Source organism: Synechococcus sp. GEYO, from assembly GCF_900473955.1.
Classification (GTDB): domain Bacteria; phylum Cyanobacteriota; class Cyanobacteriia; order PCC-6307; family Cyanobiaceae; genus Synechococcus_C.
Window position 1 is genome coordinate 83093 of sequence record NZ_UCNL01000001.1, and the last position, 17232, is coordinate 100324.

A 17232-nucleotide genomic window follows, 5' to 3' on the forward strand; every position below is an offset into this window, starting at 1 on the left:
GCGTGTTCCTCCGACTTGCCGAGCAGTACCGCTCGGTGGTCCAAGATCTGGTCATGAGCCTTCAGGCTCTGGCGAGAAATCTCAGCAAACAGGGCATCACAGCAACCTGCTACGTCTGCGATGACGGCCAGCACGGAAGTGGAGCCTCATTTATGGCCGAGCTTGGCGAGCAACATATGGTGCGCTTTCTGGTCTCTGACTTCGGCATCAGCTGGGTCGAATCCCGCAACGGCCGCGAACTGGTGAAATTCGAAGGCGCTGAAGCCATTCAGGAACTTCAGCGCATCACAGGGAGCCTGCAGAGAAGCCGCAGCGAATGCAGCTCCTCACAGCTCAAGCAGGGCTAATCAGGCTGCGTCCTTCGACGGCGCAGCAACCTCAGCAGACTTGGCGAGAGGCTTGGCAGCAGCCGAGCGTGCCGCAGCAGCAAGAGGACGCATGGAATTGGACGTGACTTCCGAACCCTCCGTCAGCTTCTGACGCACCAAAACCTCAATGGCATCCTTGGCCTCCGAATTTTGCTCCAGCCAACCAATGGTGTTGTCACGACCCTGACCGATGTTGTCGCCCTCATAGCTGTACCAGGCACCCTTGCGAGTCACGACACCCGTCTCCTCCGCCAGATCAAGCAGACAACCCAGCGTGCTGATCCCACGACCAAAGAGGATGTCGAATTCCGCGATGCGGAAGGGAGGAGCCACTTTGTTTTTGGCCACCTTCACCTTGGCGCGGATGCCATATTCCTCAGTACCGCGCTTCAGCGTCTGAATACGGCGGATATCAAGACGCACCGAGGCGTAAAACTTGAGAGCGTTACCACCGGTGGTGGTTTCTGGGTTGCCGTAGGTGACACCAATCTTGAGACGCAGTTGGTTAAGGAAAATCACCGTGCAACCGGACTTGCCGATATTGCCTGTGATCTTGCGCATCGCCTGGCTCATCAGACGGGCCTGACTGCCCACGGCAAGGTCGCCCATCTCACCTTCGATCTCAGCACGAGGCGTCAGAGCGGCGACAGAGTCAACTACCACGATGTCGACAGCCGCAGAGCGGACCAACTGGTCCACGATTTCCAGCGCCATCTCGCCGGTGTCCGGCTGAGAAACCAGCAGGTTTTCCACATCCACTCCCAGCGATGCGGCATAAACCGGGTCGAGTGCATGCTCGGCATCAACAAAGGCCGCGACGCCGCCATTGCGCTGAACCTCGGCAATGGCATGCAAGGTCAACGTGGTCTTACCGGAACTTTCGGGCCCGTAGACCTCAACAACTCGTCCTTTGGGATACCCACCACCGAGGGCAAGATCAAGGGTGAGAGCTCCAGTGGAAATGGTTTCCACCCTCATCCTGGATGCGTCCCCGAGACGCATGATCGAACCCTTGCCGAAGTTGCGCTCGATCTGACCGAGCACGAGATTGAGCGCTTTATCGCGCTCACCGGGGCGGACATCTCCACCGGAGGACTGGGAGGCTTTCACGTCGGCTGGCATGGCTGAAACAGTTAAGGAGCAGAAGAACGCCGCAGGCAGCTGATCGGGACGGCGGATGAACCGACGCCTCGGTGGGATCAGAGACCGGACAGATCATCCAGTGCCCCGATCCAGGCCATCCGTCACACGTAGTACAGATGTACGTTATCGAATCAGGGCCAGTCCGCCAAGGGGGCTGCGAACTGCTCTGGCCTCAATAGGCGAATTCCACTGGAGAGGTCCGTCACATCCGTTGGTCTCAGGTAGCCCCAGCTGACCAGCCAGCAGGGCAGGGTTTCGAGGCCTGGGGTGGTTCGAACGGTTTCCAAGGTGGGGCGACGGTCCTCGACAAAACCCTCCAGCGTCCAGTCGCAGGCCAGGCGGCGCAGCACCTCAGGTTTGGATCCCGACTCATGCCCATCCAGCCGTTCTGGCTTGAGCCCCATCGAGGCGAGCAGCTCAGCGGTGAAATCCCGTGCCTTGGTGGTGAGCACCGCCCAGGCCATGTTCTCTTCCGAAAAAGCAGTCAAACGCTCAGGCACTCCCGGATAGGGCTGATGCAGAGCCAGCCAGGAGTCCCGATCGGTCCTCACGGCATCGGCCCGCACCACCTCAAGGGTCTGCTGCAGCAAGGCAGGAGTCCAGCCGAAACGCTCCAGGGCAGCTGTGCATTGCGCCGCGTAGTCGTGCACAAATGCCTGGACCCCGAGCTGCTCGAGAAGACCGCGTTGTTCGGAAATCAATGCCGCGCTCAGCACCATCTCCCAACCGTGATGAATCCAGGGTCTGAGCTGCCGGAACTGTGGCGGTGTGGACTCAGGAAGATCGACAGCGGGATTGAGCTGCAGGCAGGCACGACGAGCACTCCACCAGTACTCGTTCATCCCATCCACAATCACGCCGTCAAAATCGAAGACCAGCAGACTGGGTGATCGCACTGAGGATCAAGAAAAACTGGGCCGCTAGGATTCGAACCTAGGAATGGCGAGACCAAAACCCGCTGCCTTACCGCTTGGCGACGGCCCATTGATTCCAGTGATGAAACTCCCTACGGAGGTCAACTCTGGGGTTCAAATAGTTACTCACAACGGAGTGACCTTCGTCAATCCATCCGAGCATCCAGGTGCGAGATCATGGAGGGAAGACCCTGAGCCGGCGCTGATCACTGGATCCATAGACATCGCTCTGAAGGCTGTAACGCGCCACAAGATCTGCCTGCATCTGAAGAACATTCTCGTTGCGAGGTAGAAGTTCAACCGGACGCCCCTGCGGCATCACAATCTGCTCGACTGCAAGACGGCATTCCTCGAGAGCCGCCAAAGCATCGCCTCGATCCGGATGAACGAATGACCTCTCAGACTCCTGGTCTTGTTTGGGCAGAGGTTGGCGGTTGAGGAGTCGCTCAAGAGCTCGCTCCACCTGGGCCAGAGAATCCGACTTGATCACAAGAATCGGTACCCCGGCCTCCCTTGCCTGTCGGCGAAGCTCGGGCTGGCGTCCTAACCCTCGACGCACGCTCAGCAGCACATCCGCACACGCCAGATCGTCAACAGCACTGACAGGCCAACCATGGCAGCGGACAGCTTCTTCGAGTCGCTGCTGACTGAATCCACAACAGAGCACCTGCAGCTTCAGCTCACGCGGTGCCTCATCAACGGCGGACTTTTCGGGAGCATCGTCCCTGGGAACGGAACGCCTGGGATCGGGCAAAGGAACTACGGCCAGGGCAGGCCGCCGCTGAGGAGGCTGCGGCGTTGAAGGCTCTGGGTCGACAAGCCTGACGCCGCCGTCCGCCATCAGTTCGCGCTGCTGAGGCCTGGGGCTTTGTCCACGCAGCAACAGATCCACCGTGCGCCCGACATCGTCGTGAACTGCCCAGCGATGGCGGCTGTGCATCTCCACAGCGAGCGGGAAGGTGGGTTCAGCAGCACGCTCCAGAACCGTTTTCTGCGTTCGGCGCCGGCGTGCCTCATCGTCGCCAAGGGTGACGGACTCAATCCCCCCCACCAGATCGCACAGTGTCGGATTCTTGATCAGATTGGCGAGTGCATTGCCATGGGCGGTGGCCACAAGCATCACTCCCCTCTCGGCGATCGTGCGTGCCGCCTGAGCTTCCAGCTCAGTACCGATCTCATCGATCACGATGACTTCGGGCATGTGATTTTCAACCGCCTCGATCATCACCTGGTGCTGAAGTTCGGGCCTGGCCACCTGCATGCGCCTGGCACGACCGATTGCAGGATGTGGAATGTCTCCATCACCAGCGATTTCATTGCTGGTGTCGATCACAACGACCCGCTTGTGCAGATCATCGGCCAACACACGGGCAATTTCCCTAAGAGCTGTGGTCTTGCCCACACCGGGGCGTCCCATCAGCAGCAGTGACTCTCCGCTGTCGAGCAGATCACGAACGATGGCGACTGTTCCGAAAACTGCGCGTCCAACGCGACAGGTGAGGCCGACCACATCACCGCTGCGATTACGGACGGCGCTGATGCGATGGAGTGTTCGCTCGATGCCGGCACGATTATCAGCCCCGAACTGGCCGATCCTGCTCACCATCTCCTCGAGATCGTTGCGCTCCAGGCAGCGGCCACCAAGTTCAACTGAGCGACCTGGATAGCGCGCTTCCGGAATCCGACCGAGATCGAGCACAACCTCAAGCAGCTGATCACGACGTTCAGCGGATGCAAGAGCTTCCTGAACTGCGGTGGGCAACAACGCGAGCAGCCGCTGCAGATCATCGGTGATGCGCTCGGTACTCATGGCCCAGGCTCCCAGTGCTCATCAGGACCTAAACGCCTTCTAGCAGGATTGAGTCCCCAATCGGGACCGTCAGGGGCGTGAAAGCCAGGGGATGACAAGATCACGGGCCAGCGCCAGGGCCTGCTCCCAGCCAAAGGGCCAGTCACGCAGGGTGGTCCGGCGGCATTCCGCCTCCTGCAGTAGAGGTTGCACGATCGAACGGGCCATGCCACCAAAGGCGACGCCTGCAGGACCACTGGAACGCGGCAGTCCCAGGCCGTCCAGCAAACCGATCGTCGCGCCATTGGTGCCTCCCGCCAGCTGCAACGGCCCCGGAGGTGCGCTGGTCCGCACCTGCTGCCAGAGCCGCAGTGCCGCACGGGCCGTGCCTGCACCGACATCGCCGCTCATCGGACGTCCATCCAGCTGCCAGAGAGGTCGAAAACCATGCTTGCGCAGAACCTCATGGCGACCCCACAGCTCCGTGACCAGATCTTCGGAGCGAAGACCATGCCCCTCAAGACCGCAGCTGACCGCCAGCCTGCGCAGAGGAATCGAGGCAGCTGCAACCTGCTCAAGCGTGCGATCAAAGTCCTGCTCACGCCCAGGTGCGGTATGAACCTCAATCGCATCGGGTTGGAGCTCGGCCAGCAGAAGGGCGAGGTTGTCCAGCCCCACTCGGTGATCGGAGGTTTCAATCAGGCCAAGGGGGCAGGCCGGTAAACAGCGCCCACAGCCGTAGCAACGGTTGGGGTCGACACCAGGACCGGCATGAATGGCATCAGCCGGGCAGACCCTCTCGCAGGGGCGCGCGCAATCAGGTGGGCAACGGGACGGGTCAAAGACAGCCTTACGAAAATGGGCATCACGTCCATCGCTGACGCTGACCATCAACCAGGGGGAGTGACCAGTGCGTTCCCGGGCCCAGCTGAGACCGGTGCGAGCAGCATTGACGACAGCGGCGTCGGCTGCCACGTCGACACACTGAACGCCGGCCACGGCATACAGGGCACAAAGGTCTGCAACCGCAGCCAAATCCTGGTTACTGGCCCCACAGATCAATTTGACCCAACGTCCCTCCCCGAGGGCTTCATCACCGGCGGTCTGTGAACCGGTGACCGGCAGAAGACAGGTGGTCAGGCTCCCAGCAGCCGTGTCATCGGCTGCCAGCGCAGGCTGCGCGCACCACCCATTTCCACCACAATCTTCAAGCGCGGCTCACGCCGGCAAAGGTCGCAGAGGGACAGCAATTCCGATCGAGACAGCACCTGCCCCTCGATCAGCCAGAGAACGACCGGCTTGTTTCCAAGCAGAATCTCTCCAAGCTGAGGCATGACTTCCTGCACCTCTCCAACCGCCGCACCACGTCCAACGCTTTGATGTCCAAGGTGTGGAGGGCGCACGCCGTGTTTCTGCAACAGAAACACCTCCGGATCTCCTAAACCGCGTGCTGAGGTGATCTGTGTGCGGTACCCAGCGGCACGAAGTCGCCTCAGCAGGCGCGTCTCTGCGCCGCCCTCAAGGGGAGCATGGACTGCCATGACACCTGCGGATTCCAGTTCACGGCGGAAACCCCGACCTGAAAGCAGCAGCGGCATGGAATTAGTCCAGATGGAATGAGTCTGGCAGCTGATCAGGTATGAATGGCAGCTGGAAGGCAGTGGTGTAGGGTTTTTGTTTGCTCTGCCGATCTGTGCCCGTCCGCTAGCCGGGCCTCCAGTTCCAAGAGCAGGTCCGGCGTGTGCGCCGGATCTTCAGGCCAGTGCAATTCAGCGATTTCATTCGTTGCATTGCCGGGAAACTACCGACCTTCACCGGTTGATTAAGTCCCAGCCAGCTGATTCGCTCGCTAGCCCCAATCCGAATTGCTCCAGCGGTTTCCGTTGAAGCTTTCGGCCATGACTGCGTCATCTCAATCAGCGCCCTTCAGGCCACGGCTCCAGCAGCTTCAAGTTGCAACAGCTGAGGTTGTCCACGCTGGCGTCATTACCTCCCATGTCCATCGGCATCCTTGGGAAGAAACTGGGTATGTCCCAGTTCTTCGACGAGCAAGGCAAAGCCGTCCCGGTCACTTTGATCGAGGCGGGGCCTTGCCGAATAACCCAACTCAAGACCACTGAAACTGACGGCTATGAAGCCGTGCAGATCGGTTTTGGCGAAACACGCGAAAAGCTGATCAACAAGCCCGCCAAGGGTCACCTCGCCAAATCCGGCGAGGGGATTCTCCGCCACCTGAGTGAATACCGCGTCGACGACCTGAAGGGTCTCGAGCTGGGTGGCGCAATCACCGTGGGTGATTTCGAGGCAGGCCAGAAGGTTGACGTCAGCGGCGACACCATGGGTCGTGGCTTCGCCGGTTATCAAAAGCGTCATGGCTTCAGCCGAGGTCCGATGACCCACGGCTCGAAGAACCATCGTGAGCCCGGTTCAACCGGCGCCGGCACCACACCTGGTCGGATCTACCCCGGCAAGCGAATGGCGGGTCGCTACGGCGGCAAGAAAATCACCACGAGGGCCCTCACGATCCTCAAGGTGGACAGCGACCGCAACCTGCTCGTGGTCAAGGGCTCTGTTCCTGGCAAGCCTGGATCTCTTCTGAACATCCGGCCCGCCAATCGTGTGGGTGCCAAGCCCACCAAAGGAGGTAAGTAATGGCCAATTGTGTTGTTCGTGACTGGCAGGGCAAGGAAACCGGCAAGGCTTCCATTGACCTGAAGGTGGCCAAGGAAACTACTGCCGTTGACCTGATGCACCGTGCGGTGCTTCGCCAGCAGGCCCACAGCCGTCAGGGAACTGCAAGCACCCTCACCCGTGCCGAAGTACGAGGTGGCGGACGCAAGCCTTACAAGCAGAAAGGAACCGGTCGTGCCCGTCAGGGATCGATCCGTACGCCTCTGCGTCCCGGCGGCGGCATCGTGTTTGGTCCCAAGCCGCGCACCTACAACCTTGCGATGAATCGCAAGGAGCGTCGTCTGGCCCTGCGCACCGCGCTGATGGCCCGCATCGATGACGTGATTGTGGTGAAGGACTTCGGAGCAGCCCTCGAAGCGCCAAAAACCCGTGAAGTCGTTGACGCACTCGGGCGCCTCGGAGTTGCTGCCGACGCGAAGGTTTTGATTGTGCTCACCGCCCCAAGCGAAGTTGTGAAACGGTCCGTTCGCAACCTCGAGAAGGTAAAGCTGATCACTGCTGACCAGCTCAACGTCTTCGATCTGCTCCACGCCAATGCATTGGTGTTGGGCGAAGAGGCACTCGCAACCATCCAGGAGGTCTACGGAGATGACTGAGCGCTTCACAGGACGCCTGGCGGATGTGATCCGCAGGCCTCTCATCACAGAAAAAGCCACCCGAGCACTGGAACTGAACCAGTACACCTTCGAGGTGGACCACAGAGCTGCCAAGCCCGACATCAAAGCCGCTGTTGAGCAGCTATTCGATGTCAAGGTCACCGGCGTTAGCACCATGAATCCTCCCCGCCGCAGTCGTCGGGTCGGCAAATTTGCCGGCAAGCGCTCTCAGGTGAAGAAGGCTGTGGTGCGCCTCGCTGAGGGCAACTCCATCCAACTCTTCCCTGAGTCCTGAGGGGTCTGAAACGTCATGGCAATCCGTACCTTCCGCCCCTACACACCCGGTACCCGCACCCGGGTCGTCACCGACTTCAGTGAAGTCACCGGCCGCAAGCCGGAGCGTTCGCTTGTGGTGTCAAAGCACCGACGCAAGGGACGCAACAACCGCGGCGTGATCACCTGTCGCCATCGTGGCGGTGGCCACAAGCGGCAATACCGCATCGTCGATTTCCGACGCAACAAGCACGGCGTCCCCGCCAAGGTGGCCGCCATTCACTACGACCCGCACCGCAATGCGCGGCTGGCCCTTCTCTTCTACACCGATGGTGAGAAGAGATACATCCTTGCTCCAGCAGGAGTCACCATCGGTCAGACGGTGGTCTCAGGGCCTGAATCTCCTATCGAGATCGGCAACGCCATGCCGCTCTCTGACATTCCCCTCGGTTCCAGCGTTCACTGTGTCGAGCTTTACGCCGGTCGCGGTGGACAAATGGTCCGAACTGCCGGAGCCAGCGCTCAGGTGATGGCCAAGGAGGGCGATTACGTCGCCCTGAAACTGCCATCCACTGAGGTTCGCCTGGTGCGCCGTGAGTGCTACGCCACCATCGGCGAAGTCGGCAACTCGGAGATCCGCAACACCAGCCTTGGCAAGGCTGGGCGCAGGCGCTGGCTCGGACGCCGACCTCAGGTGCGAGGCAGTGTGATGAATCCCTGCGACCACCCCCATGGTGGTGGTGAAGGCCGAGCTCCGATCGGGCGTTCCGGTCCTGTAACCCCCTGGGGCAAGCCTGCGCTGGGACTCAAGACCCGCAAGCGCAACAAGCCGAGTAACAAGTTCGTCCTCCGCAAACGTCGCAAGACGTCCAAGCGGAGCCGTGGCGGACGCGACTCATGATGCTGCTCACCATTCTGTCGTTCGCTTAATCCGCCATGGGACGTTCACTTAAAAAAGGCCCCTTCATTGCCGACAGCCTGCTTCGCAAGGTTGAAAAGCAAAACGCCGCCGATGACAAATCGGTGATCAAAACGTGGTCAAGGGCTTCCACGATCCTGCCGATGATGATCGGCCACACAATCGCGGTTCACAACGGCCGCACCCACGTGCCGGTCTTCGTGACTGAACAGATGGTGGGCCACAAGCTTGGCGAATTCGCCCCCACACGCACCTTTAAAGGCCACATCAAAGACAAGAAAGGAGGCCGCTGAGACCATGACAACGTCATCCCCAACGGCAACTACCGCCAAAGCCCACGGTCGCTTCATCCGCGGCTCCGTGTCCAAGGTCCGGCGGGTTCTCGATCAGATCCGCGGTCGCAGTTATCGCGATGCGCTGATCATGCTCGAGTTCATGCCTTACCGCTCCACGGGTCCCATCACCAAGGTTCTGCGTTCTGCAGTGGCCAATGCCGAGCACAACCTCGGACTTGACCCTTCAACCCTTGTGATCTCCCAGGCCAGCGCAGACATGGGTCCATCCATGAAGCGCTACCGCCCCCGTGCCCAAGGTCGCGCTTTCGCGATCAAAAAGCAGACCTGCCACATCAGCATTGCTGTGGCACCCCAGACCGACTCCTGACCCCCGAGCACCCCGACTGATGGGACACAAAATCCATCCAACCGGCTTACGCCTGGGGATTACCCAGGAGCACCGGTCACGCTGGTACGCACCCAGCAAGAGTTATCCGAGCCTCCTTCAGGAGGACGATCGGATTCGCAAGTTCATCCACAAGAAATACGGCTCCGCCGGTATCAGTGATGTGCTGATCGCCCGCAAGGCCGATCAGCTCGAAGTTGAGCTGAAAACCGCACGCCCCGGCGTGTTGGTTGGACGCCAGGGCAGTGGCATCGAAGAGCTACGCTCCGGCATCCAGAAAACCGTCGGTGATCTGAACCGTCAGGTTCGGATCAATGTGGTCGAGGTCGAGCGTGTCGACGCCGACGCTTTCCTACTTGCCGAATACATCGCTCAGCAACTTGAGAAACGTGTGGCATTCCGTCGCACGATCCGCATGGCCGTGCAGCGAGCACAGCGAGCGGGTGTTCTGGGCCTGAAAATCCAGGTTTCAGGACGCCTGAATGGTGCTGAGATCGCTCGTACCGAGTGGACTCGTGAAGGTCGGGTGCCTCTGCACACCCTTCGCGCTGACATCGACTACGCCACCAAGGTCGCCAGCACCACCTATGGGGTGCTCGGCATCAAGGTCTGGGTATTTAAAGGCGAAGTGCTGGGCGACGAAGCCCAGCAACAGCTGCCAGTGGGGGCAACCCCGCGGCGTCGGGCCGGTCGCAGGCCCCAACAGTTCGAAGACCGCTCCAACGAGGGTTGAACAGGAGGCCTGAACCATGCTGAGTCCAAAACGCGTCAAATTCCGTAAGCAGCAACGCGGCCGCATGCGCGGTGTCGCCACTCGTGGCAACACCATCGCCTTCGGTCAGTTCGCTCTGCAGGCACAGGAATGTGGCTGGATCACCTCTCGCCAGATCGAGGCCAGCCGTCGTGCCATGACCCGCTACGTCAAGCGTGGCGGAAAAATCTGGATCAGGATTTTCCCTGACAAACCGGTCACCATGCGCGCTGCCGAAACCCGAATGGGTTCAGGTAAGGGCAACCCGGAATTCTGGGTGGCGGTGATCAAGCCGGGCAGGATCCTGTTCGAGATGGGTGGTGATGAAATCACCCCCGAAATCGCCAAGGAAGCCATGCGCCTTGCGCAATACAAGCTTCCTGTGAAGACCAAGTTCATCACTCTCGATGAACAGGAGCAGACATCCGGTGCGCAAGCTCCGGGCGCTGCTGCCGCCACCGTGGAGTCCTGACCATGGCCCGTCCCAACGCCTCCGAACTGCGTCAGCTCTCCGACGCAGACCTCACAGAGCAAATCGTCAGTCTCCGCCGCGAGCTGTTCGATCTGCGCTTCCAGCAAGCCACAAGGCAGCTGGCCAACACCCACCGCTTCAAGCAGAGCCGCACCAAGCTGGCCCAACTGCTGACGGTGCAGAAGGAGCGCCTTAGCTCCACCGCCTCCTGATCCTTCGCTTCATACCTATGGCACTCAAGGAAAGGGTCGGCACCGTCGTCAGCGACAAGATGGACAAAACGGTGGTGGTTGCGGTGGAAAACCGCTTTCCCCACCCCATCTACCAAAAGACGGTCAGCCGTACCACCCGTTACAAAGCTCACGACGAGAACAACACTGTTCGCGTTGGTGACCGTGTTCGCATCACCGAGACCCGTCCTCTCAGCCGTCACAAGCGCTGGGCCATCGCTGAGGTGCTCAGCCACAGCCCAAAGGCTGAGGAGGTCAACAAATGATTCAGCAGGAATCTTTTCTCACCGTTGCTGACAACAGCGGAGCCAAGCGCATCCAGTGCATCCGCGTGCTGGGAAGCAATCGTCGCTACGCCCATGTGGGCGACGTGATCGTGGCCACCGTGAAGGACGCCATGCCCAACATGGGCGTGAAAAAGTCCGATGTGATCAAGGCAGTGGTGGTCCGCACGAAAGCCACGCTGCGTCGTGACACCGGCAACTCCATCCGGTTTGACGACAATGCTGCCGTCATCATTAATGACGACAAAAACCCCAAGGGCACTCGTGTCTTTGGACCTGTGGCACGCGAACTGCGCGACCGGAACTTCACCAAAATCGTCTCCCTCGCTCCGGAGGTGATCTGAGATGGCAACTGCAACTCCGAAATCCGCCGCAGCGAAGCGCATCAAGATGCGTCTGCGCAAAGGCGACACCGTTCAGGTGATCACCGGCAAGGACAAGGGCAAGACCGGAGAGGTCCTGCGCACCCTGCCCAATGAAAACCGCGTGATCGTGGAGGGCGTCAATATGCGCACCCGCCACGTCAAACCCACTCAGGAGGGTGAAAGCGGTCGGATCGTCACTGAGGAGGCTTCACTGCATGCCTCCAACGTGATGATCTACTCCACAGACAAGAAGGTGACCAGCCGAGTCGAGCTGATCACTGAGAAGGACGGCAGCAAAAAGCGCCGCCTCAAGAAAACCGGCGAGGTGATCGACTGATCACCTCGATCCGCCTTCTGACCAAGCCCAGAAGTCCCATTCCCCAGCCATGTCACTGAAACAGCGCTACAGGGAGACCATTCAGCCCAAATTGCTGAAAGATCTAAGTCTCTCCAACATCCATGAAGTCCCCAAGGTGGTCAAAGTCACCGTGAACCGAGGACTGGGCGAAGCTGCCGCGAATGCCAAGGCCCTAGAGGCCTCGGTGAACGAACTTGCTCAGATCACCGGCCAGAAAGTGGTGGTGACCCGAGCCAAGAAAGCCATCGCGAGCTTCAAGATCCGCGAAGGCATGCCGATCGGCTGTGCCGTGACTCTGCGCGGTGATCGCATGTACGCCTTCCTGGAGCGACTGATCAACCTGGCACTGCCCCGCATCCGTGACTTCCGTGGCGTCAGCCCCAAAAGCTTCGACGGACGTGGCAATTACACCCTGGGGGTAAGAGAGCAGATCATCTTCCCTGAAATCTCCTTCGACAAGATCGACGCCATCAGGGGCATGGACATCACCATCGTGACCACTGCCCGTTCGGATGAAGAGGGCCGGTCCCTCCTCCGCGAGATGGGAATGCCGTTCCGCAGCAACTAAGCCCTCCTCGGAAACCACTATGGCCAATCACGACCCTATTTCCGACATGCTCACCCGCATTCGTAATGCGAGTGAGAAACGTCACCAGAGCACGAAAGTACCTGCCTCCCGCATGTCTCGCAGCATCGCCAAAGTGCTGCAGCAGGAAGGCTTCATCGCTGAGATCAGCGAAGAAGGCGAGGGAGTCCACACCAACCTGGTGCTGGAACTGAAGTACAGCGGCAAGAACCGCCAACCCACCATCCGCTCCATGCAGCGGGTGAGCAAGCCTGGTCTGCGCATCTACAAGAACACCCGCGGCCTTCCCAAGGTCCTCGGCGGACTGGGGGTGGCGATCATCTCCACCTCCAAGGGTGTCATGAGCGACCGCGATGCCCGAAAGCAGGGCGTGGGCGGTGAAGTGCTCTGCTACGTCCTTTGATCTGGAGCCAAAACCATGTCACGTATCGGTAAAGCCCCCATCCCCATCCCTGAGAAGGTGACCGTGAGCCTCAACGGCCTCGCTGTCACCGTGAAGGGACCGAAGGGAGAACTCAAACGCACACTGCCTGAGGGCGTGAGCATCGATCAGGTGGAGAACACCATCGTGTTGTCTCCCACCAGCAGCAAGCGCACCTCCCGTGAGCGCCATGGCCTGTGCCGCGCTCTCGTAAACAACATGATTGTTGGCGTCGAGAGCGGTTTCAGCAAAAGCCTGGAAATCATTGGTGTTGGCTCCAGGGCTCAGGTAAAAGGCACCACCCTTGTCGTCTCTGCTGGTTACAGCCACCCCGTCGAGGTTGCAGCTCCTGACGGCATCACCTTCAAAGTTGAGAACAACACCAAGGTGACTGTGTCGGGGATCGACAAGGAATTGGTGGGCAATGAAGCCGCCAAAATTCGCTCCATCCGTCCACCCGAGCCCTACAAGGGCAAAGGGATCCGGTACGAGGGCGAATGGATCCTCCGCAAGGCAGGCAAGTCGGGCAAAAAGTAATCCACTACTAGACGCCGTTCTTCTTTACCCACCATGTCGACCCTCTCCCGTAAACAACAGACCCAGAAGCGTCACCGACGCCTGCGTCGTCACCTCAGCGGCACCGCCGGTAAACCCCGCCTGGCCGTGTTCCGCTCCAACAGCCACATCTATGCCCAGGTCATTGACGATGACGCCCAGAGCACACTCTGCTCAGCGTCAACCGTTGACAAGGATCTGCGCAGTAGCCTGAAGGCCAACGGCAACGACTGCAATGCTTCCGTAGCCGTCGGTGAACTGGTGGCCAAACGCGCCCTTGCCAAGGGCATCCAACAGGTGGTCTTCGATCGCGGCGGCAACCTGTATCACGGCCGGGTGAAAGCCCTTGCCGACGCCGCCCGGGAAGCGGGCCTTCAGTTCTGATCCTGCTCTCAACATGACCGATTCCAACCCCCAGACCAATCCCAACGACGTGCCCTCGGCGGCCGATGTTCCTGCTGCAGCTGAAGGCCAGCAGCAGCAGGAGCAACGCCGTGGAGGAGGTCGCGACCGAGGTGACCGACGTGGCGGACGCCGTGGTGACCGACGCAACCAGGAGCGTGATTCCGAGTGGCAGGAGCGGGTTGTCCAGATCCGCCGCGTGTCCAAGACCGTGAAGGGCGGCAAGAAGATGAGCTTCCGGGCCATTGTTGTTGTCGGAAATGAGCGCGGTCAGGTCGGCGTCGGCGTCGGCAAGGCCGGCGACGTGATCGGTGCCGTCCGCAAAGGTGTTGCAGACGGCAAGAAGCATCTCGTCAAAGTGCCTCTGACACGTCACAACTCCATTCCGACCCTGTCCAACGGTCGCGATGGCGCAGCCAGCGTGTTGATTCGCCCCGCAGCTCCCGGTACCGGGGTAATTGCAGGCGGCTCGATTCGCACAGTTCTCGAGCTTGCCGGCATTAAAAATGTGCTGGCCAAGCGACTGGGCAGCAAGACTCCGCTGAACAACGCCCGAGCTGCCATGGTGGCTCTCGAGAGTCTCCGCACACATAAGGAGACCGCCAAGGAACGGGGGATCTCCCTCGAGCAGATCTATTCCTGATTCCCCATGACTCTCCGACTTGATTCCCTAAAGCCCAACAAAGGCGCCCGACGCCGCAAACTGCGCAAAGGTCGCGGCATTGCCGCTGGCCAGGGTGCAAGCTGCGGCTTCGGCATGCGCGGCCAGAAATCCCGTTCCGGCCGGCCCACCCGTCCCGGTTTTGAGGGTGGCCAGATGCCTCTTTACAGGCGCGTGCCCAAGCTGAAGCACTTCACATTGGTGAACCCCAAACACTTCACCGTTGTGAATGTGTCAGCACTGAATGAGCTCAAGGCCGGCAGCACCGTCAACCTCGACTCACTGGTCAAAGATGGTGTTGTCACCAGCCCCAAGCACCCGCTGAAAATCCTCGGCAACGGGGAACTCAAGGCCAAGCTCACGGTTCAGGCCGCCGCTTTCACTGCATCGGCACGAACCAAAATCGAAGCAGCCGGTGGCACCTGCGAACTGTTGGACTGAGATCCGTCGATCGACCTCTACAGATCTAACGTCTGAGCCGTCCGCCGGATCATCATCCGCGGACGGCTTTGCTGCATCAAGCTCAATCACCCAATCTCTGTTCCATGCTCGTCAGTCGGGGACGAAATCCCAGCGCCACTGAAGTCATCACCCAGCTGATTCAGAACCCTGAGCTGAGAGGCAGGGTTCTTACCACTCTGGGCCTGCTGATGTTGGTGCGTCTCGGCATCTACATCCCGATGCCAGGCATTGACCGTGTGGCTTTCGAACAGTTCATCCAACAGGGTGGACAGCTGATTGGTTTCCTCGACATCTTCACTGGTGGCGGCATCTCCACCCTGGGCATCTTTGCTCTTGGGATCCTGCCGTTCATCAATGCCTCGATCATCCTTCAGCTACTCACAGCCTCCCTTCCGCAACTGGAGGATCTGCAGAAAAATGAGGGAGAAGCGGGTCGTCGCAAACTCGCTCAGATCACCCGCTACGTCGCACTCGGCTGGGGTCTGATTCAGAGCGTGGTTTTCGCCATGATCCTGCGCCCCTATGCAATGGAGGGACTTCCCGTTGCTGTGTTCGTGGTGCAGACGGCACTCGCGCTGGTCACCGGATCGATGATCGTGATGTGGCTGAGTGAAGTGATCACAGAACGAGGCATTGGCCAGGGCGCCTCACTAGTGATCTTCCTGAACATCGTGGCCACCTTGCCTCAGGCTCTCGGCTCCACGATTGAGAAGGCCCAAACCGGCGATCGCAACGACGTGTTCGGAATCGTAATCCTGGTTCTGGTGTTCCTGGTCACGATCGTGGGAATCATCTTTGTGCAGGAAGGACAACGCCGGCTTCCGATCGTCAGTGCAAAGCGTCAGGTGGGCGGCGGAGCCGTCTTGCCTAATCGCCAGAGCTACCTGCCCTTGAAGCTCAATGCCGGCGGCGTGATGCCGATCATCTTTGCCTCGGCCCTGATTTTCCTGCCGATCACGATTGCCAACTTCAGCCAGAACCCTTTTCTTATCAGAGCAGCCACTGCCCTGAATCCAGGCAGCTCGAATCCATGGCCTTATGCCCTGGTGTTCTTCTCCCTGATTCTCGGCTTCTCCTATTTCTATGCGTCCCTGACCTTTAACCCGGTGGATGTCGCCAGCAATCTCAAGCGCGGAGGGGTGGCAATCCCAGGCGTTAGGCCTGGAACAGCAACAGCGAATTACCTCGAAGGTGTGAAAAACAGACTCACCCTGCTTGGCGGACTCTTCCTCGGCGCTGTCGCCATCATTCCTTCCGCCGTGGAACGAGCAACCAATGTGCAGACGTTCCAGGGACTTGGAGCCACTTCACTGCTGATCCTGGTGGGTGTTGCCATCGACACTGCCAAGCAGGTGCAGACCTACGTGATCTCTCAGCGCTACGAGGGAATGGTGCGCCAGTAACACGGCACGTTCGAGCAGTCGCTCCGAAACAACACAACAGGAGTGGATCCTCAACACCTGCTGACCTCGTCTACCCCAACCACCCAAAATCGCCATGAAACAACGTCTTCTGTTTGTGGGCCCGCCCGGTGCCGGCAAAGGCACGCAAGCGGCCCGCCTCTGCGAAAAGCACGGTCTTCGGCACCTGTCCACCGGCGATCTGCTCAGAGCTGAGGTGGCCGCAGGCAGTGAGCTTGGCAAGGAAGCGGAAGCCCTGATGAACCGGGGCGAGTTAGTTACAGACAGCCTGGTGCTAGCCATCGTCAAGGCACAGCTCTCTGCTCTCAATGGCCAGGGCTGGCTGATGGATGGCTTTCCGCGCAACGTGGCGCAGGCCGAAGCACTGGCGCCACTGCTTCAGGAACTCGATCAAGCGATTGAGAGCGTCGTGTTGCTCGAGCTGGATGATGCAGTTCTGATCGAGCGACTGCTGGGCCGCGGTCGTGCTGACGACAACAAGGAGGTGATCCGCAACCGTCTTGAGGTCTACAAGCAGCAGACAGCACCTCTGATTGATCACTACAGCAGTCAGAACCTGCTGGCCAGAGTGCAAGCCAACGGCAGTGTTGACGCCATTGCTGAGCGAATTGAAAGCATTGTTGCTTGACCCGCTGTGGTACGTTAGCTGTTTGCAACAATGGAGAGCTTCGCCCCATGAAGGTGCGTTCCTCAGTTAAAAAAATCAGCCCTGACGATCAAATCGTCAAGCGCAGAGGTCGCATCTACGTGATCAACAAGAAGCGCCCTCGCAACAAGCAACGCCAGGGCTGAAGCCTCGGTCTGCTGTCTCAAGGCAGGGTTCCTGTCCCTGCCACCCTGAATTGAAGACTTCCCAGGCAAAGGAAGTCATTGTCCACCTCGATTAATTG

At 59.7% G+C, this 17232-nt stretch carries 27 protein-coding genes and 1 tRNA gene; 22 read left to right on the plus strand and 6 right to left on the minus strand.

Annotated features, from left to right (window positions below; translation table 11 throughout):
• Nucleotides 1-2: 2 nt before the first annotated feature.
• A complete protein-coding gene (locus tag DXY37_RS00520; RefSeq protein ID WP_115124937.1) occupies nucleotides 3-347 on the plus strand; it encodes a DUF1815 family protein in 345 nt (114 codons plus the stop codon).
• Here DXY37_RS00520 and recA read toward each other — a convergent pair whose 3' ends face one another.
• From recA to DXY37_RS00550, 6 genes are all read right to left on the minus strand, one after another.
• The gene (gene recA / locus DXY37_RS00525; RefSeq protein WP_067095349.1) at nucleotides 348-1490 is read right to left on the minus strand and encodes a recombinase RecA; all 1143 of its coding nucleotides are present in this window, start codon (nucleotides 1488-1490) and stop codon (nucleotides 348-350) included. It lies immediately after the preceding gene.
• A 152-nt stretch (nucleotides 1491-1642) separates the two neighbouring features.
• Entirely contained in the window at nucleotides 1643-2407 is a 765-nt protein-coding gene (locus tag DXY37_RS00530) for an HAD family hydrolase (protein WP_244276755.1), read from the minus strand.
• Nucleotides 2408-2423: 16 nt separating this feature from the next.
• A tRNA-Gln gene (locus DXY37_RS00535) sits at nucleotides 2424-2495 on the minus strand.
• Nucleotides 2496-2600: 105 nt separating this feature from the next.
• The gene (locus DXY37_RS00540; protein WP_115124889.1) at nucleotides 2601-4235 is read right to left on the minus strand and encodes an AAA family ATPase; all 1635 of its coding nucleotides are present in this window, start codon (nucleotides 4233-4235) and stop codon (nucleotides 2601-2603) included.
• A gap of 69 nt (nucleotides 4236-4304) precedes the next feature.
• Complete coding sequence (locus DXY37_RS00545) at nucleotides 4305-5249, minus strand: LdpA C-terminal domain-containing domain (RefSeq protein ID WP_244276756.1); 945 nt, start codon at nucleotides 5247-5249, stop codon at nucleotides 4305-4307.
• A gap of 101 nt (nucleotides 5250-5350) precedes the next feature.
• Nucleotides 5351-5812 (minus strand): NAD(P)H-quinone oxidoreductase subunit N, encoded by a 462-nt coding sequence (locus tag DXY37_RS00550; RefSeq protein WP_115124891.1) that lies wholly within the window; start codon nucleotides 5810-5812, stop codon nucleotides 5351-5353.
• Nucleotides 5813-6209: 397 nt separating this feature from the next.
• Between DXY37_RS00550 and rplC the strand changes: the two genes are divergently transcribed.
• The 21 genes from rplC to rpmJ all read left to right on the plus strand — a co-directional run bounded on the left by rplC (nucleotide 6210) and on the right by rpmJ (nucleotide 17134).
• The gene (gene rplC / locus DXY37_RS00555) at nucleotides 6210-6866 is read left to right on the plus strand and encodes a 50S ribosomal protein L3 (RefSeq protein WP_115124892.1); all 657 of its coding nucleotides are present in this window, start codon (nucleotides 6210-6212) and stop codon (nucleotides 6864-6866) included.
• On the plus strand, nucleotides 6866-7501 hold the full coding sequence (rplD, locus tag DXY37_RS00560; protein WP_115124893.1) for a 50S ribosomal protein L4: 636 nt from the start codon (nucleotides 6866-6868) through the stop codon (nucleotides 7499-7501). Before rplC ends, rplD begins: the two co-directional genes overlap by 1 nt.
• Nucleotides 7494-7796, plus strand: coding sequence for a 50S ribosomal protein L23 (locus DXY37_RS00565; RefSeq protein WP_067095333.1), 303 nt, complete (start codon nucleotides 7494-7496; stop codon nucleotides 7794-7796). Before rplD ends, DXY37_RS00565 begins: the two co-directional genes overlap by 8 nt.
• 15 nt (nucleotides 7797-7811) lie before the next feature.
• Nucleotides 7812-8675 (plus strand): 50S ribosomal protein L2, encoded by an 864-nt coding sequence (gene rplB, locus DXY37_RS00570; RefSeq protein ID WP_067095330.1) that lies wholly within the window; start codon nucleotides 7812-7814, stop codon nucleotides 8673-8675.
• Nucleotides 8676-8710: 35 nt separating this feature from the next.
• Nucleotides 8711-8986 (plus strand): 30S ribosomal protein S19, encoded by a 276-nt coding sequence (gene rpsS, locus DXY37_RS00575; protein ID WP_006854824.1) that lies wholly within the window; start codon nucleotides 8711-8713, stop codon nucleotides 8984-8986.
• Between the two features lie 4 nt (nucleotides 8987-8990).
• Entirely contained in the window at nucleotides 8991-9356 is a 366-nt protein-coding gene (gene rplV / locus DXY37_RS00580) for a 50S ribosomal protein L22 (protein ID WP_115124894.1), read from the plus strand.
• 19 nt (nucleotides 9357-9375) lie between these two features.
• Nucleotides 9376-10107 carry a 30S ribosomal protein S3 gene (gene rpsC, locus DXY37_RS00585; RefSeq protein WP_066904453.1) on the plus strand — a complete coding sequence of 244 codons (732 nt, stop codon included), beginning with the start codon at nucleotides 9376-9378 and terminating at the stop codon, nucleotides 10105-10107.
• A 16-nt stretch (nucleotides 10108-10123) separates the two neighbouring features.
• On the plus strand, nucleotides 10124-10597 hold the full coding sequence (gene rplP, locus DXY37_RS00590; protein WP_115124895.1) for a 50S ribosomal protein L16: 474 nt from the start codon (nucleotides 10124-10126) through the stop codon (nucleotides 10595-10597).
• A 2-nt stretch (nucleotides 10598-10599) separates the two neighbouring features.
• Nucleotides 10600-10809: a 50S ribosomal protein L29 gene (rpmC, locus tag DXY37_RS00595; protein ID WP_067095316.1), complete on the plus strand. Its 210-nt coding sequence runs from the start codon at nucleotides 10600-10602 to the stop codon at nucleotides 10807-10809.
• A gap of 17 nt (nucleotides 10810-10826) precedes the next feature.
• Nucleotides 10827-11093, plus strand: coding sequence for a 30S ribosomal protein S17 (gene rpsQ, locus DXY37_RS00600; RefSeq protein ID WP_066904462.1), 267 nt, complete (start codon nucleotides 10827-10829; stop codon nucleotides 11091-11093).
• Complete coding sequence (gene rplN, locus DXY37_RS00605; RefSeq protein WP_066904467.1) at nucleotides 11090-11455, plus strand: 50S ribosomal protein L14; 366 nt, start codon at nucleotides 11090-11092, stop codon at nucleotides 11453-11455. The genes rpsQ and rplN overlap by 4 nt, the downstream gene beginning before the upstream one ends.
• Before the next feature lies 1 nt (nucleotide 11456).
• Complete coding sequence (rplX, locus tag DXY37_RS00610; protein ID WP_067095313.1) at nucleotides 11457-11813, plus strand: 50S ribosomal protein L24; 357 nt, start codon at nucleotides 11457-11459, stop codon at nucleotides 11811-11813.
• A gap of 49 nt (nucleotides 11814-11862) precedes the next feature.
• Nucleotides 11863-12402, plus strand: coding sequence for a 50S ribosomal protein L5 (gene rplE / locus DXY37_RS00615; RefSeq protein WP_115124896.1), 540 nt, complete (start codon nucleotides 11863-11865; stop codon nucleotides 12400-12402).
• A 19-nt stretch (nucleotides 12403-12421) separates the two neighbouring features.
• A complete protein-coding gene (gene rpsH / locus DXY37_RS00620; RefSeq protein ID WP_066904475.1) occupies nucleotides 12422-12823 on the plus strand; it encodes a 30S ribosomal protein S8 in 402 nt (133 codons plus the stop codon).
• A gap of 15 nt (nucleotides 12824-12838) precedes the next feature.
• The gene (rplF, locus tag DXY37_RS00625) at nucleotides 12839-13378 is read left to right on the plus strand and encodes a 50S ribosomal protein L6 (RefSeq protein WP_066904479.1); all 540 of its coding nucleotides are present in this window, start codon (nucleotides 12839-12841) and stop codon (nucleotides 13376-13378) included.
• Between the two features lie 33 nt (nucleotides 13379-13411).
• Nucleotides 13412-13780: a 50S ribosomal protein L18 gene (rplR, locus tag DXY37_RS00630; RefSeq protein ID WP_115124897.1), complete on the plus strand. Its 369-nt coding sequence runs from the start codon at nucleotides 13412-13414 to the stop codon at nucleotides 13778-13780.
• Nucleotides 13781-13793: 13 nt separating this feature from the next.
• Nucleotides 13794-14441, plus strand: coding sequence for a 30S ribosomal protein S5 (gene rpsE / locus DXY37_RS00635; RefSeq protein ID WP_115124898.1), 648 nt, complete (start codon nucleotides 13794-13796; stop codon nucleotides 14439-14441).
• 6 nt (nucleotides 14442-14447) lie between these two features.
• Nucleotides 14448-14900, plus strand: coding sequence for a 50S ribosomal protein L15 (gene rplO, locus DXY37_RS00640; protein ID WP_066904488.1), 453 nt, complete (start codon nucleotides 14448-14450; stop codon nucleotides 14898-14900).
• A gap of 104 nt (nucleotides 14901-15004) precedes the next feature.
• Nucleotides 15005-16324 (plus strand): preprotein translocase subunit SecY, encoded by a 1320-nt coding sequence (gene secY / locus DXY37_RS00645; RefSeq protein WP_115124939.1) that lies wholly within the window; start codon nucleotides 15005-15007, stop codon nucleotides 16322-16324.
• 94 nt (nucleotides 16325-16418) lie between these two features.
• Nucleotides 16419-16970, plus strand: a complete 552-nt coding sequence (locus DXY37_RS00650; RefSeq protein ID WP_115124899.1) for an adenylate kinase — start codon at nucleotides 16419-16421, stop codon at nucleotides 16968-16970.
• Between the two features lie 47 nt (nucleotides 16971-17017).
• Nucleotides 17018-17134, plus strand: a complete 117-nt coding sequence (gene rpmJ, locus DXY37_RS00655; RefSeq protein WP_066904998.1) for a 50S ribosomal protein L36 — start codon at nucleotides 17018-17020, stop codon at nucleotides 17132-17134.
• The last annotated feature ends 98 nt before the right edge of the window (nucleotides 17135-17232 follow it).

What these genes read in the sequence shown, in the direction of transcription:
- recA (WP_067095349.1), bottom strand. Translation starts at nt 1,490, where the DNA reads ATGCCAGCCGACGTGAAAGCCTCCCAGTCCTCCGGTGGAGATGTCCGC.
- DXY37_RS00540 (WP_115124889.1), bottom strand. Translation starts at nt 4,235, where the DNA reads ATGAGTACCGAGCGCATCACCGATGATCTGCAGCGGCTGCTCGCGTTG.
- DXY37_RS00550 (WP_115124891.1), bottom strand. Translation starts at nt 5,812, where the DNA reads ATGCCGCTGCTGCTTTCAGGTCGGGGTTTCCGCCGTGAACTGGAATCC.
- rplC (WP_115124892.1), top strand. Translation starts at nt 6,210, where the DNA reads ATGTCCATCGGCATCCTTGGGAAGAAACTGGGTATGTCCCAGTTCTTC.
- rplD (WP_115124893.1), top strand. Translation starts at nt 6,866, where the DNA reads ATGGCCAATTGTGTTGTTCGTGACTGGCAGGGCAAGGAAACCGGCAAG.
- DXY37_RS00565 (WP_067095333.1), top strand. Translation starts at nt 7,494, where the DNA reads ATGACTGAGCGCTTCACAGGACGCCTGGCGGATGTGATCCGCAGGCCT.
- rplB (WP_067095330.1), top strand. Translation starts at nt 7,812, where the DNA reads ATGGCAATCCGTACCTTCCGCCCCTACACACCCGGTACCCGCACCCGG.
- rpsS (WP_006854824.1), top strand. Translation starts at nt 8,711, where the DNA reads ATGGGACGTTCACTTAAAAAAGGCCCCTTCATTGCCGACAGCCTGCTT.
- rplV (WP_115124894.1), top strand. Translation starts at nt 8,991, where the DNA reads ATGACAACGTCATCCCCAACGGCAACTACCGCCAAAGCCCACGGTCGC.
- rpsC (WP_066904453.1), top strand. Translation starts at nt 9,376, where the DNA reads ATGGGACACAAAATCCATCCAACCGGCTTACGCCTGGGGATTACCCAG.
- rplP (WP_115124895.1), top strand. Translation starts at nt 10,124, where the DNA reads ATGCTGAGTCCAAAACGCGTCAAATTCCGTAAGCAGCAACGCGGCCGC.
- rpmC (WP_067095316.1), top strand. Translation starts at nt 10,600, where the DNA reads ATGGCCCGTCCCAACGCCTCCGAACTGCGTCAGCTCTCCGACGCAGAC.
- rpsQ (WP_066904462.1), top strand. Translation starts at nt 10,827, where the DNA reads ATGGCACTCAAGGAAAGGGTCGGCACCGTCGTCAGCGACAAGATGGAC.
- rplN (WP_066904467.1), top strand. Translation starts at nt 11,090, where the DNA reads ATGATTCAGCAGGAATCTTTTCTCACCGTTGCTGACAACAGCGGAGCC.
- rplX (WP_067095313.1), top strand. Translation starts at nt 11,457, where the DNA reads ATGGCAACTGCAACTCCGAAATCCGCCGCAGCGAAGCGCATCAAGATG.
- rplE (WP_115124896.1), top strand. Translation starts at nt 11,863, where the DNA reads ATGTCACTGAAACAGCGCTACAGGGAGACCATTCAGCCCAAATTGCTG.
- rpsH (WP_066904475.1), top strand. Translation starts at nt 12,422, where the DNA reads ATGGCCAATCACGACCCTATTTCCGACATGCTCACCCGCATTCGTAAT.
- rplF (WP_066904479.1), top strand. Translation starts at nt 12,839, where the DNA reads ATGTCACGTATCGGTAAAGCCCCCATCCCCATCCCTGAGAAGGTGACC.
- rplR (WP_115124897.1), top strand. Translation starts at nt 13,412, where the DNA reads ATGTCGACCCTCTCCCGTAAACAACAGACCCAGAAGCGTCACCGACGC.
- rpsE (WP_115124898.1), top strand. Translation starts at nt 13,794, where the DNA reads ATGACCGATTCCAACCCCCAGACCAATCCCAACGACGTGCCCTCGGCG.
- rplO (WP_066904488.1), top strand. Translation starts at nt 14,448, where the DNA reads ATGACTCTCCGACTTGATTCCCTAAAGCCCAACAAAGGCGCCCGACGC.
- secY (WP_115124939.1), top strand. Translation starts at nt 15,005, where the DNA reads ATGCTCGTCAGTCGGGGACGAAATCCCAGCGCCACTGAAGTCATCACC.
- DXY37_RS00650 (WP_115124899.1), top strand. Translation starts at nt 16,419, where the DNA reads ATGAAACAACGTCTTCTGTTTGTGGGCCCGCCCGGTGCCGGCAAAGGC.
- rpmJ (WP_066904998.1), top strand. Translation starts at nt 17,018, where the DNA reads ATGAAGGTGCGTTCCTCAGTTAAAAAAATCAGCCCTGACGATCAAATC.